This window comes from Deinococcus aetherius (assembly GCF_025997855.1).
Lineage (GTDB): Bacteria > Deinococcota > Deinococci > Deinococcales > Deinococcaceae > Deinococcus > Deinococcus aetherius.
The window spans coordinates 1753743-1766572 of the sequence record NZ_AP026560.1 but is presented as its reverse complement, the minus strand read 5'-3'; the positions used below and the strand labels follow the sequence as shown (position 1 = coordinate 1766572).

The 12830-nt window shown below is 70.4% G+C and carries 14 protein-coding genes; 11 read left to right on the top strand and 3 right to left on the bottom strand.

Annotation, left to right across the window (positions count from 1 at the left end):
• The first annotated feature begins 78 nt into the window (after positions 1 to 78).
• Positions 79 to 930, top strand: a complete 852-nt coding sequence (locus tag DAETH_RS08845; protein ID WP_264774533.1) for a HEAT repeat domain-containing protein — start codon at positions 79 to 81, stop codon at positions 928 to 930.
• Positions 931 to 936: 6 nt separating this feature from the next.
• Here DAETH_RS08845 and DAETH_RS08840 read toward each other — a convergent pair whose 3' ends face one another.
• Positions 937 to 1398, bottom strand: a complete 462-nt coding sequence (locus DAETH_RS08840; RefSeq protein ID WP_264774532.1) for an Lrp/AsnC family transcriptional regulator — start codon at positions 1396 to 1398, stop codon at positions 937 to 939.
• Positions 1399 to 1557: 159 nt separating this feature from the next.
• Between DAETH_RS08840 and kamA the strand changes: the two genes are divergently transcribed.
• From kamA to DAETH_RS08820, 4 genes are all read left to right on the top strand, one after another.
• Positions 1558 to 2985, top strand: a complete 1428-nt coding sequence (gene kamA / locus DAETH_RS08835) for a lysine 2,3-aminomutase (RefSeq protein ID WP_264774531.1) — start codon at positions 1558 to 1560, stop codon at positions 2983 to 2985.
• Positions 2986 to 3142: 157 nt separating this feature from the next.
• Positions 3143 to 4501, top strand: a complete 1359-nt coding sequence (locus DAETH_RS08830) for an acetyl ornithine aminotransferase family protein (RefSeq protein WP_264774530.1) — start codon at positions 3143 to 3145, stop codon at positions 4499 to 4501.
• A 108-nt stretch (positions 4502 to 4609) separates the two neighbouring features.
• On the top strand, positions 4610 to 5098 hold the full coding sequence (locus tag DAETH_RS08825; protein ID WP_264774529.1) for a Panacea domain-containing protein: 489 nt from the start codon (positions 4610 to 4612) through the stop codon (positions 5096 to 5098).
• Positions 5099 to 5115: 17 nt separating this feature from the next.
• Entirely contained in the window at positions 5116 to 5523 is a 408-nt protein-coding gene (locus DAETH_RS08820) for a hypothetical protein (protein ID WP_264774528.1), read from the top strand.
• Here the strand turns inward: DAETH_RS08820 and DAETH_RS08815 are convergent.
• Positions 5510 to 5989, bottom strand: coding sequence for a peroxiredoxin (locus DAETH_RS08815; RefSeq protein ID WP_264774527.1), 480 nt, complete (start codon positions 5987 to 5989; stop codon positions 5510 to 5512). The two genes, DAETH_RS08820 and DAETH_RS08815, sit on opposite strands and share 14 nt — an antisense overlap.
• A gap of 35 nt (positions 5990 to 6024) precedes the next feature.
• Between DAETH_RS08815 and tilS the strand changes: the two genes are divergently transcribed.
• Complete coding sequence (gene tilS, locus DAETH_RS08810) at positions 6025 to 7620, top strand: tRNA lysidine(34) synthetase TilS (RefSeq protein WP_264774526.1); 1596 nt, start codon at positions 6025 to 6027, stop codon at positions 7618 to 7620.
• Positions 7621 to 7629: 9 nt separating this feature from the next.
• Here the strand turns inward: tilS and DAETH_RS08805 are convergent, their stop codons facing one another.
• On the bottom strand, positions 7630 to 7944 hold the full coding sequence (locus tag DAETH_RS08805; protein ID WP_264774525.1) for a hypothetical protein: 315 nt from the start codon (positions 7942 to 7944) through the stop codon (positions 7630 to 7632).
• Positions 7945 to 8136: 192 nt separating this feature from the next.
• Here DAETH_RS08805 and proB point away from each other — a divergent pair, with 192 nt between their 5' ends.
• From proB to DAETH_RS08780, 5 genes are all read left to right on the top strand, one after another.
• Positions 8137 to 9228 (top strand): glutamate 5-kinase, encoded by a 1092-nt coding sequence (proB, locus tag DAETH_RS08800; RefSeq protein ID WP_264774524.1) that lies wholly within the window; start codon positions 8137 to 8139, stop codon positions 9226 to 9228.
• Between the two features lie 89 nt (positions 9229 to 9317).
• On the top strand, positions 9318 to 10601 hold the full coding sequence (locus DAETH_RS08795) for a glutamate-5-semialdehyde dehydrogenase (RefSeq protein WP_264774523.1): 1284 nt from the start codon (positions 9318 to 9320) through the stop codon (positions 10599 to 10601).
• Positions 10602 to 10725: 124 nt separating this feature from the next.
• Positions 10726 to 11178, top strand: a complete 453-nt coding sequence (locus DAETH_RS08790) for a hypothetical protein (protein ID WP_264774522.1) — start codon at positions 10726 to 10728, stop codon at positions 11176 to 11178.
• Between the two features lie 87 nt (positions 11179 to 11265).
• Positions 11266 to 12207, top strand: a complete 942-nt coding sequence (locus DAETH_RS08785) for an SDR family oxidoreductase (protein ID WP_264774521.1) — start codon at positions 11266 to 11268, stop codon at positions 12205 to 12207.
• Positions 12200 to 12823, top strand: a complete 624-nt coding sequence (locus tag DAETH_RS08780) for an MBL fold metallo-hydrolase (RefSeq protein ID WP_264774520.1) — start codon at positions 12200 to 12202, stop codon at positions 12821 to 12823. Before DAETH_RS08785 ends, DAETH_RS08780 begins: the two co-directional genes overlap by 8 nt.
• The last annotated feature ends 7 nt before the right edge of the window (positions 12824 to 12830 follow it).

The window sequence follows — 12830 nt, the reverse complement described above, 5'->3', positions numbered from 1 at the left end:
CCCGCACGCCTCCCCGCAACCCAGACCTTCCTTTCGGCCCGACGAGGTGGACTCGGGGCCCGACGAAAGGGAGCCGTCATGCCTCAACTGCCATCCTCGCCCAGCCTCGATTACCTCAGGGGGCAGGCCAAGCGCCTGCTGAAAGCTTTTCTCGGCGGAGATGTTCAGGCACGGGAACGCTTCGCCGCCCACCTGAACCGCCGTGCCCCAGCCACGACCGACGAGCGGCGCGTTCGGTTGGCGGATGCCCAATTCGTCCTCGCCCGCGAGTTCGGCTTTCCGAGTTGGGCGAGGCTGGCGGCGTATGTGGAGGCGGCGCAGGCGCCCTCCGCCCCGGCCTCACCCGCTGATCGGCGCTCGATGCGGCGGCGGTTTCTGGACGAGTTGGCTGCCTCGCTGCTCGCCTGGTCGCATGCCCATGACACTCAATCCCTGGGCGCCCGCTTCGCGCTTATGCCCCTGCGGGACATCCTGGCCGTTCGGGAACAGTTGAACGCCACGGGCGAACTTCCTCTCGTTGTTGACGGCCTCATCCAGGGCCTGAGCCACCGCCAGCCCCGGGTCCGCTTCGACTGCGCGGGTGCCCTGGACCACATGGCGGACGGCCGTTGCGCCGTGCCCCTGCGGCGGCTCCTGAACGACCCCGTGCCCCGGGTGCGCCGCGCGGCCCTGCACTCACTGACCTGCGACGCCTGCAAACTCAGCCCGCTCGGCTCGGAGGGCGACCTCGTGCCCGTCATGCTCGATGTGGCGCTGAATGACCCCAGCATCCGCGTTCGGCGCTCCGCCGTGCCGCTGCTCGAAAGTCACGCTGACGCGCGGGTAGAGGAGACGTTGCAGACGCTGGCCCTAAGCGACGACCTCATCCTCAGCCGCACCGCTCAGCAGGTGTTGCGGCGGCAGGGTGTCCGGGTTGAGGAAGAAGGTTGATCCCCCTCATTTGGGAGGCAGCAGCACCTTCCCCTCCAGCGGCGTGCTCAGCACGATGCTCGTGTCGCAGGTGAAACCCATCCCGATCAGGTCGCCCAGCATCGTTTCAAGCGCCCCCACGTCGGGCACGGCCACCTTCAGGATGCAGGAGTTGTCCCCGGTGACGCTGTGGCACTCCAGCACCCCATCGTGTTTTTTTGCCCAGCGCACGAGCGTCGGGTCGTTGCGTCCCGAGTCCTGCACCCCGATGAAGGCGGTGATCGTCCGCCCCAGGGGTTTGCTCGCCACCCGCACCCCGTAGCCCAGGATCACGCCCGCATCCTCCAGCCGCCGCACCCGCTCGGTCACGGCGGGAGCCGAGAGCCCCACCCGCCGCCCGAGTTCCCTCATGCTCAGCCGCGAGTCGGTCTGGAGTTCTTCGAGGATGCGGTGGTCGAGGGGGTCGAGGTTGCCGCCGTGCTGCTTCATGGAGGCATCTTATCAATTGCAAGGTCGTGAGTAGCGTTTGACAGCCTCCCTCACGCCTCGACGTGGCACTTGAACAGCCCCCACGTATTCCAAATGCTGTCCCTAAGCCCAACAATGAGAGGGAAGAGATCACATTTCATTCTGTAACAGGAGAGCCACATGACCCGTGCAACGACACTGCACCCGCAGGCGACCGTCCGGTCTCAGCAGATGCTGCCCCGCAACCACCGCGCCCCGAAGTGGGCCAGCGTGCCCGACGAGCAGTGGTACGACTGGAAGTGGCAGCTCAAGAACCGCATCAACTCGGTCGAGGAGTTGGAGGAAGTCATCCGCCTCACCGAGAGCGAGCGACTGGGGGCCTCGGCCAAGGGCATCTTCCGCCTCGACATCACCCCGTATTTCGCCTCGTTGATGGACCCGGAGGACCCCACCTGCCCCGTGCGGCGCCAGGTGATCCCCACCCACCACGAGCTGGAGCCCTTCACCGCGATGATGGAGGACTCGCTCGCCGAGGACAAGCACAGCCCGGTGCCCGGCCTCGTCCACCGCTACCCCGACCGGGTGCTGATGCTGGTGACGACCCAGTGCGCGTCGTACTGCCGTTACTGCACCCGCTCGCGCATCGTGGGCGACCCTTCCGAGACCTTCAACCCCGCCGAGTACGAGGCGCAACTCGACTACCTGCGAAAGACTCCCCAGGTGCGCGACGTGCTGCTTTCTGGCGGCGACCCGCTGACCCTCGCCCCGAAGGTGCTGGGCCGCCTGCTTTCCGAACTGCGCAAGATCGAGCACATCGAGATCATCCGCATCGGCACGCGCGTCCCGGTCTTCATGCCCATGCGCGTGACCCAGGAACTGTGCGACGTGCTGGCCGAGAACCATCCGCTGTGGATGAATATCCACGTCAACCACCCCAAGGAGATCACGCCGGAGGTGGCGGAGGCCTGCGACCGCCTCACCCGCGCGGGCGTACCGTTGGGCAACCAGAGCGTCCTGCTGCGCGGGGTGAACGACCATCCCGTGATCATGCAAAAGCTCCTGCGCGAACTCGTCAAGATTCGTGTGCGGCCCTACTACATCTACCAGTGCGACCTCGTGCACGGGGCGGGGCACCTGCGGACCACGGTGAGCAAGGGCCTGGAGATCATGGAGAGCCTGCGCGGGCACACGAGCGGCTACTCCATTCCGACCTATGTGGTGGACGCGCCCGGCGGCGGCGGCAAGATTCCGGTCGCGCCCAACTACGTGCTCTCGCACTCGCCCGAAAAGCTGATCCTCCGCAACTTCGAGGGCTACATCGCCGCTTACTCCGAGCCGACCGACTACAGCGGCCCTGACATGGCTGTCCCAGAGGACTGGCAGCGCAAGGAGCCCGGCCAGAGCGGCATCTACGGCCTCCTCGAAGGCGAGCGCATCTCCATCGAGCCGAAGGAGTTCAGCGAGAGCCGCAACCGCCCCGGTGCCGTTCAACACCGCCTCAACAGCCGCGAGGACAAGTGGGCGGCGTATGGGGTGGGGAGTGCGACCGTCACCGACACCGCGCCGGACGGGATGGTGCAGGTGCCGGAGCCGGTAAGCGGGGATTGAGCGGTGGGCGAACCCCTCCGCCCCTTCGGGGCACCTCCCCTTAAGGGGAGGCAAATTCTTAGGCTCCCCTTGAGGGGAGCTGTCCGCGAAGCGGACTGAGGGGTTCACCCACCGCCTCAACGTCCAAAAAAACATTCAACTCGCAGGAGACCCATCCATGACCGCCCTCCCCAAACCCCGCCAGCCCGAACTCAAGACCGCCCTCCCCGGCCCCAAGACGAAAGCCATCATGGAGCGCGACTCTCGGCACCTCTCCACCTCCTACATGAGGCCCTATCCCTTCGTGCCGGAGCGCGGCGAGGGCGTGTGGCTGACCGACGTGGACGGGAACACCATGCTCGACTTCTTCGCGGGGATCGCGGTCAGCACGACCGGGCACGCGCACCCGCATGTGGTGAAGGCCGTTCAGGAGCAGGTCACGCGCTTCTCGCACGTCTGCCTCACCGACTACCCGCAGGAGATCACCACGAGCCTGGCCGAGCGGCTGGTCGCCCACATCGAGCGGCCCGCCGAGAAGTGGCGCGTGTTCTTCGGCAACTCCGGCGCGGAGGCGGTCGAGGCGGCGGTCAAGCTCGCGCGCAACCACACCGGGCGCAGCCACATCATCTCCACGCTGGGCTCCTTCCACGGGCGGACGTACGGGGCGATCACGCTGACGGGCTCCAAGACGAAGTACAAGCGCGGCTTCGGCCCGCTCCTGCCGAACGTCTCGCACGTCCCCTACCCCAACCCCTTCCGCCCGCCGTTGGGCAGCACGCCGGAGACCTGCGGGCAGGCGGTTCTCGACCACATCGAACTGCTGTTCCAGACGGTCATCCCCGCCGACGAGGTCGCCGCCTTCATCATCGAGCCCATGCAGGGCGAGGGCGGGTACATCGTGCCGCCTGCGAACTTCCTGCCGAAACTGCGCGAACTCTGCGACCGGCACGGCATTCTCCTGATCTTCGACGAGGTGCAGGCGGGCATGGGCCGCACGGGGAAGATGTTCTCGTTCCAGAATTTCGACGTTCAACCGGACATCGTCACCCTCGCCAAGGGCATCGCCTCGGGCCTGCCCATCTCCGCGATGCTCGCCAAGGAGTCGGTCATGACCTGGCCCGTCGGCTCGCACGGCTCGACCTTCGGCGGCAACCCGGTGGCAGCGGCGGCGGCGCACGCCACCCTCGACCTGCTGGAGGGCGTGGTGAAGCACCCCGGCTGCGGCGAGAGCCTGATGGAGAACGCCCGTGAGGTCGGCGCCTTCATCCTGGCCGAGGTGCGGAAGATGCAACCGGACTTCCCCTTCCTGGGGGACGTACGCGGCGAGGGCCTGTTCATCGGCCTGGAGTTCGTGAAACCGGACGGGAGCCCCGACGGGAAGCTCCGCGACGCGGCGAGTCTGGCGATCTTCGAGCGTGGCCTCCTCAACCTCGACTGCGGCGAGGCGGTCATCCGCATCAGCCCGCCGCTGATCCTGACCCGCGAGGAGGCGGCCACCGGGCTCTCGATCATGCGGGAGGCGCTGGCGACGCTGTAGGTTGCGGCGTGACGGAGGTGGACCGTGACGTGTAAAACTTCACGGTCCACCTCCCACAGTTCACACTCCTCCCGGCGTGTTACGCTGTGATCAGAAAGGAGGCCGACGTTGACGGTCACCATCGACGATCCGACCAAGACCGGGTACGCCGCCGAGGTGGTGGCGAACGCCTTCCTCGACCTCGCGCGGGCGGAGGGGCGGACCCTCACGCAGATGCAGGTGCACAAGCTGGTCTACATCGCGCACGGGTGGACGCTGGCGCTGCTGGGACGGCCCCTGATCTACAACACGGTCCACGCCTGGCAACGCGGCCCGGTCGTCCGCCGCCTGTGGGACTACTGGGGGGGCCGGGGGCGCACGCCCATCGCGGAGCCGCTCGACGTGTCGCCGGGCGAGCCCGACCTGAGGGGCGACTCTGCCGCCCAGGAGGTCATCCGCAGCGTGTGGACGACCTACGGGCAGATGGACGGCGATGAACTCTCGCGCCTGACCCACCTGAGGGGCAGTCCCTGGACCCAGGTGTACGGGAGGCCGAACGACCTGATCCCCAACGAGGTCACCCGCGAGTACTACACCACGCTCGCCCGCAGCGCCTGAGTGGGACCCATGACTCCATGACCACTCCCCGGCCTGACCCCGTCATCCCGACGAGCGCCATCCAGGCCCGGGTGGAGGGCGGCCTGGAAAACGAGCGCCGCCAACGGGCCGACGAGGATTACCTGCGCCAGCGTCAGGCCCTCTCGCTCAGCGAGGCCCGGGCGCAGCAGCGGTGGCGCGGCTGGGCGGGCTTCGCGGTGTTCACGCTGGCGACCCTCTGGCTCGTCGCCGACGTGATCCTCACCGTCGCGGTGGGGTGGGGCACGCTGGGGGGCCGCCCCTTCCGGCTGGAGGCCGGGGTGATCATCGCCTTCCTGACGACGAGCACGGCGACGGTGATCGGCCTGTTCCTGGTCTTCCTGCGCTGGCTCTATCCCCAGGAACCCGAGCGGGTGGTCCAGACGCCGGACGCTAGGACACGCTGACGACGGAGGCCGCCCTTTCCTCCAGCAGGCGCAGCACGTCGGCGGCGTGGGTGGCCGGGTTCACCCCGCGCCAGTGGTGGGCGAGCTGGCCCCCCGGGTCGATCAGGAAGGTCTCGCGCGCCGCCATCCCCAGCAGCCCGCCCAGTCCCCCGATCACCCCGTAGGCGCGGCTGATCGCCCGGTCGCCGTCGGGAATCAGGGGGAAACTCAGCGAGCAGGTGTCGCGGAAGCTGGCCTGCCGGGCCTCGGTGTCGGTGCTCACGCCGATCACGGTCGCGTTCAGGCGCTCGAACTCGGGCAGGGCGGCCTCGAAGCGCCGGGCCTCGACGGAGCAGCCGGGCGTGTTCGCGCGGGGGTAGAAGTACAGCACCACCCAGTACCCGCGCAACTCGGCGAGCCGCACGGGGCGGCCGTCGTCGCTGCGCGCGTCGAAATCGGGGGCGGGTTGACCGACACGGGGGCTCATGCGCCGATTCTACGGCCCGCCCCTACAATGCCCGCGTGCCCCGCCCCACGGTCCCCGACCTCACCGCGTCACTGCTGCCCTTTGCGGAGCGCGTGGTCGTCGTCGGCGTGTCGGGCGGTGCGGACAGCGTGGCGCTGCTGCGGGCCCTGGTGATCGCCCACGCGCGGCCCGTCGCGGCCCACCTCGACCACGCCCTGCGCGAGGGGTCGGGGGAGGACGCCGGGTGGGTGCGCGCCCTTGCGGAGGAGCTGGGCGTGCCCTTCGAGACGACAAGGGTGGATGTGGCGGTGGTCGCCGGGCGGCGCGGCTGGAACCTGGAGGACGCGGCCCGCCGGGTGCGTTACGAGTTCCTGGGCCGGATGGCGAAGCGGCACGGCGCGTCCACGGTCCTCACCGCCCACACCCGTCGCGACCAGGCGGAGACGGTGCTGGGGCAACTCCTGCGCGGCGAGGCAGTCCTGAACGGCATTCCCCCCGTCCGGGGCCGGGTGCGCCGCCCCTGGCTGGACGTGCCCCGCGCCGAGGTCGAGGCCTTCCTGTGTTCCCTCGGGCAGGGCTGGCGCGAGGACCCCACGAACGCCGACCTGGCCCAGACGCGCGCCTGGTTGCGGACGGTCGTCCTCCCACTCCTGGCGGGGCGCTTCCCCGAGGTCGAGTCGGCCCTCGCCCGCGTCGCCGCCTTCGCCCGCGAGGACGACGCGGCGCTGGGGGAGCGGGCCTCACGTCTCACCGACCACGCGCCCCTCGCCGCCCAGCCGCCCGCCGTGCTGCGGCGGTACGTCACCGGGGCGTTGAAGGAAGCCGGTCTGCCGTACCACGCCGAACACGTCGCCACGCTCGCCGACGCGCTCTCGGGGGGACGGACGGCCCACGTCACCCTCCCCGGTGCGCGGGACGTGACGGCGACGGGGGGCAGGCTGCACCTCGCGCCGCAAGCCTGGTCCGCCCCCACCTTTCCGCTTCCCGAGGGCTGGACTCTCCGCACCCGGCAGGACGGCGACCGCCTCCGTCTCCCCGGCGGCACGCGCAAGCTCAGCGACGTGCTCACCGACGCGAAGGTGCCGCGCGAGGAGCGGGACCGGGTGCCCCTCCTCGTGGTGGGCCAGGACGTGCGGTGGGTGGGCTTGCGCCCTCCCCTCTGGGCGGTGGGGGCGCGCGAGGCGGCGGGCCAGCCGCCCGACCCCCTCCACACCGCGATGGGGGGGGCGCTCGCCCTGGCCCGCGAGGCGGCCTCGGCGGGCGAGGTGCCGGTCGGCGCGGTCGTCCTCGGGCCGGACGGGGCGGTCGTCGGGCGTGGGCGCAACACCAGCCGCGAGGCGGGGGACATGACCCGCCACGCCGAACTCGGGGCGCTGCGGGAGGCGGCCCGCACCCTCGCCACCCCCTACCTCACGGGCTGCACCCTCGTCGTCACGCTCGAACCCTGCCCGATGTGCCTGGGCGCGGCGGTCGAGGCGCGGGTGGGCCACGTCGTGTTCGGGGCGCGCAATCCCAAGGCGGGGGCGCTGGGGGGCGTCACCGACCTGCTCGCCCAGCCCTGGGGCCACGTCCCGCGAGTGACGGGCGGCGTCCGGGAGGGCGAGGCGGCCCGGCTGCTGCGCGAAACCTTCCGCTCGTGGCGGGGCGGGTAGGGGAGGGCCCTACTCGCCGCCGCACCCGCCGCCGTCACTTCCCCCGCCCTCGCCCCCGCCGCCAGCGTCGCAATCCTCCCCGCTCCCGCCGGAGTCGCCGGGGCCCCAGACCCAGGCGCCGCCGTCCGTCCCGCCCGACCTGCCCCTGCCGCCCCGCCGTTCTCGCTCGCGCCCGTAGGCCGTGGTGAGAAGGAGCAGGGCGAGCACGAGGACCACGCCCCCCGCCACCCACCCGGCCAGGAGGACGACCAGGGCGGACAGCAGGCCGAGGGTGACCAGGAGGGGCGTGAGGGGAGAGGCGGGGCGGTGCGGCTGGATTCGCATGGGGACCTCCGGCGAGTGGGGTGTTCGGGGATGAGGGCTCCTGCCCCCAGCGTTCGCCCCCGCCATCAGCCGCCCGTCAGTGCAGGGCCAAGCCGGTCTTGTTCCCGGCGTCATCCACGTCGGGACCGCGCCCGGTACGCTGGTGGAGTTGTGGAGTTGGGGCCGCCCGCCGCTGCCCCTATCCTGGGCCCCATGCGCGTCGTCCTCAAGCTCGGCACCAGCGTCCTCACGGCGGGCAGCGACCGCCTGCACCGCCCCCGGCTGGTGGACCTGATCCGCGACGTGGCGGCGGTGAGGCGCGCCGGGCACGAGGTCGTCCTCGTCACCAGCGGCGCGGTGCTCGCGGGCTGGGAGGCGCTGGGCTTCCCGCCGCGCGACCGGACGCTCGCCGAGAAGCAACTCCTCGCGGCGGTCGGGCAGGGGCGGCTGATGCACACCTACGCCTCCCTGGCCGACCTCTACGGGGTCAGCGTCGCGCAGGTGCTCCTGACCGCCGACGACTTCCGGGACCGCACCCGCTACCTCAACGCCCGCACCACCCTGGAGGGGTGTCTCACCCGGGGCGTCCTGCCGATCATCAACGAGAACGACGCGGTGGCGACCGGGCAGCTCAAGGTGGGCGACAACGATACCCTCTCGGCCTTCGTGGCGAACCTCGTGGAGGCCGACCTGCTGGTGATCCTGACCGACGCGCCGGGCCTGTACACCGCCGACCCGCGCACCCACCCGGACGCCACCCTGATCCCGGTCGTCGAACGGGTGACCCCCGAGGTCTGGGCGCTCGCGGGCGGGGCGGGCAGCCACCGGGGCACGGGCGGGATGCACACCAAGATTCAGGCCGCCGAGATCGCCACCCGCGCGGGCACACCCGTCGTGATCGCCCCCGGCGACGCCGAGAACGCCCTCACCCGGCTGGTGGGCGGCGGGGGGATCGGCACCCGTTTTCTCGCGCACGGCTCGCGGCTGGAGGCCCGCAAACGTTGGATTCTCGCCGAGATCGCCACGGGCCGGGTCACGCTCGACGAGGGGGCCGCCCGGGCGGTGCGCGAGCGCGGGGGCAGCCTCCTCCCCGCCGGGATCGCCGCCGTCCACGGCCCCTTCGAGCGCGGCCACACCGTCCGCCTCCTCGCCCCCGACGGCTCCGAGGTCGCGCGGGGCCTGACCCGCTACCGCGCCGCCGACCTCGCCCGGATCGCGGGCCGCCACTCGCGCGACATCGAGGCGGTGCTGGGCTTCACCTACGGGCCCGAGGCGGTCCACCGGGACGATCTGGTGAGGCTGTAGCGGGCGGGAGCGCCCCGCCTCTTCCCCCTCTCCCAACAAGCTCGACAAGCCAAGGGCGACATGCCACCCGCCCCTGCTACCCTGCCCCCATGACGACCACCGGGACCCTCACCGTTCGGGAGATGGGCGTGCGGGCGCGGCGGGCGGCGCGGGTGCTGCGCTCGCTCCCCACCGCGCGCAAGGCGTCGGCCCTGCACGCCGTCGCGCGGGAACTGCGGGCCCGCGAGGCCGACATCCTCGCGGCGAACGCGCGGGACGTGGCGGCGGCCGAAGGAGCGGGCCTCCCCGCCCACATGGTCGCCCGCCTGCGGCTCGACGCGCCCTCGCTGGCAGCCATCGCCTCGGACGTGGAGGCCGTTGCCCGCCTGCCCGACCCGGTGGGGGAGACCACGCCCGAGGAGGTGCGCCCCACCGGCATCCGCGTCTCGCGCCGCCGGGTGCCCCTCGGGGTCCTCGGCGTGATCTACGAGAGCCGCCCGAACGTGACCGTGGACGTCTCGGCCCTCGCCCTGATGAGCGGTAACGCGGCCATCCTGCGCGGGGGCAAGGAGACGGTGAACAGCAACGCGGCGCTGGAGGCTGCCATCCGCGCGGCGCTGGAGGCGGAGGGCCTGCCGGGCGACGCCATTCAGGTTATCCGCGACCCCGCCCGCGAGCGGATGCTCGAACTCCTGCGGCTCGACGACCTCGTGGACGCGATCATCCCCCGGGGCGGGGCGGGCCTCCACCGTTACTGCGTCGAGAACGCCACCGTCCCCGTCATCGTGGGCGGGATCGGCGTCGTCCACATCTACCTCGACGAGAGCTTCACCCGCGACCCCGCCGACGTGGAGCGGGCCGTGGCGATCATCCGCAACGCCAAGGTCCAGAAGCCCAGCGCCTGCAACGCCCTCGACACGCTGCTCATCCACGAGGGGGCGCTGCCCGCCCTACCCGCCATCGCGCGGAACCTCACCTTGCACGGCGTCACCCTGCGTGCCGATCCTCCCGCCCTCGCCACTTTGCAGGGGGCCGGGGTCCAGGCCGAACTCGCTACAGACGCGGATTACGGCACCGAGTTCCTGGCCCTGACCGCCAGCATTCGCACCGTCTCCGGGCTGGGCGAGGCCCTCGACTTCATCGCCGCGCACGGCAACCACACTGACGTGATCCTGACCCGCGACTCCGCCCAGGCCGAGCGTTTCGTTCAGGACGTGGACAGCGCCGCCGTCATGGTGAACGCCAGCCCCCGCTTCAACGACGGCGGGCAACTCGGCCTCGGCGCGGAGGTCGCCATCAGCACCCAGAAGCTCCACGCCCGGGGCCCGATGGGCCTGCGCGAACTGACGACGACGAAGTGGGTCGTGGTGGGGGAGGGGCAGGTGCGGGAGTAGGCGGCGCAAATCTTCTCGCTGAGCCCTCTGCGAAGGAGTACAAGGAGGACAGATGATCCGTTCACCTCGGGCGTGCGAGGGTGATCGTCTGTCATGCTGTGGCTGAAAAGGGAGAGCTTTAAAGATGAAATTTAGTGAATTGAAGAAGTTCGCGGTCTCCTCAGTTGCCTTTGCAATCTCCTCGCTGATGCTCTCCTCGTGTAACCGTGGAGGATCGTCTCCGGGGTTCTTGGGCATCAGTGTGCATATTTCAGGAGGAGAAGTATTCCAACAGGAAATTAACTTTCCCGCTGTACAGATGTTGACACTCTACACCCACCCAAAAAGCTCTGCGTTAGCATCCAGAGCCACGGGCGGTTATGTGAATGTGGGCACCAAACAATATCCCGGTGTTCTGGTTGTTTCTGACAATGCTTTGAGCCATAAAGGTGACTTGGAGCTGGGGCTGGTACTTTGCCAGGATGTTAAACCAGGCCAGAACATCGAAGTAGGGTACGCTTTCACCGGAGCGGGAGGCATGCTCCTTGAGCAAGGCGTTGTCACCCTCGCTTCGGTGACGGGAACGTGCCCTGGGTAACCCCGGCTCCAATTCCCGTCCCCCTGCCTCAACCCCCGCTAAGGTTCCTCTTGCCCCCTCACCCCGCGCCCCGGGCACACTCGCGGGATGACGACTACAGGAGGGCAAAAGATAACCACGATTCTGGTGTACGGGGCCACGGGTTCCCAGGGCGAGCCGGTCGCGCGCCGCTTGCTGGAGGCGGGCCACCGGGTCAGGATTCTGGTCCGCCAACCCGAGCGGGCCGGGGACCTGCGGGCGCTGGGGGCCGAGGTGATGCAGGGCGACCTGAGCGACGCCGAGGCCACCCGCCGGGCGAGCACGGGCGCGGATGGGGTGGTCTTCCACCTGCCGTTCGCGGGCGGGAACCCGATGGACCGCCCCACGCAGGCACGCAATGTGATCGACGCGGCACGGGAGGCGGGCGTGCGCCTCCTGGTGTGGAACGCGAGCGGGGAGATCGCCCCCGCGGGAACGGGCAACCCGGGCCTGGACGTGCGGCTCGACGTGCTGGAGGTCATCCAGGCGAGCAGGCTGCCGTACGTCGTCTTGCAACCAACCGGGTACATGGAGAACTTCCTCGGCCCCTGGACAGCTCCCGAGGTGGCCTCCAGAAACGTCTTCACCTACCCCGTGCCCAACGAGGTGCGGATGCAGTGGATCGCGTCGGACGACCTGGGGAAGTTCGCCGCCTACGCCTTCGCTCACCCCGACCTCGCGCCGCTCAACCTCAAGGTGGCGGGGCCCGAGAGCCTCAGCGGCGAGGAGGTGGCCGAGCGCTTCAGCCGCGCTCTGGGCCGTGCGATCAGGTTCGAGCCGCTTTCCCCCGAGGTCTTCGGGCAGAAGATGGACACGATCTACCCGGGCATGGGCCGGTTCGCGGCGATGGCGTACGCGCGGGCCTTCGCCGACCCGCCGAGCATGTCGAGCAATGTGGACGTGGATTCGGCCCTGCAAAAGATGCCGGTCCCGCTCACCCCGCTGGAAGACTGGGTGCGGGAGCACGCGGACGCCTTCGGAACGCGAGAGGCCGCCGACCAACATGCTTGAGTACCGCACCTTCGGGGCGAACACCTACTTGCTCCAGACCGACGAGGGCCCCCTTCTGGTGGACAGCGGCCTCGCCGGAACGCGCGAGAAGGTCCTCCACTGGGCGCGGGAGGCGGGGGTGAAGGCGGTCCTCCTCACCCACCACCACCCCGACCACGCGGGCGGCGCGCGGTTCCTGTGGGAGTCGCTCGGCCTGCCCATGTACGCTCATCCCCTCGACCTGCCCTACCTCACCGGGGAAACGCCGCGCCCGACGTTGCCCGTTCCCGTGATCGGTCGCTTCCTCAGCTTCCCCGTGCCGCCCGTGCCGAGGGCCGCCCTGCAGACGCTCGACGAGGGCGACACGCTGATGGGCTGGCAGGTCGTCCACCTCCCCGGGCACACGCCGGGGCAGATCGGGCTGCTGCGGGACGGGGTGCTCGTCGCGGCGGACGCCATCGCCTCACGTCGCGGGCAGGCGGTGATGGGGCCGCCCTTCTTCACCGCCGACATGGCGCAGGCCCATCGCACCGTCCGCAAGATCGCCGACCTCGCCCCGCGCGAGGTGTACGTGGGCCACGGCCCGGTCACGACCGCCGACGCGGTGCGGGCCCTGGCCGACAAGCTGGGCGTCTAAGGAGACC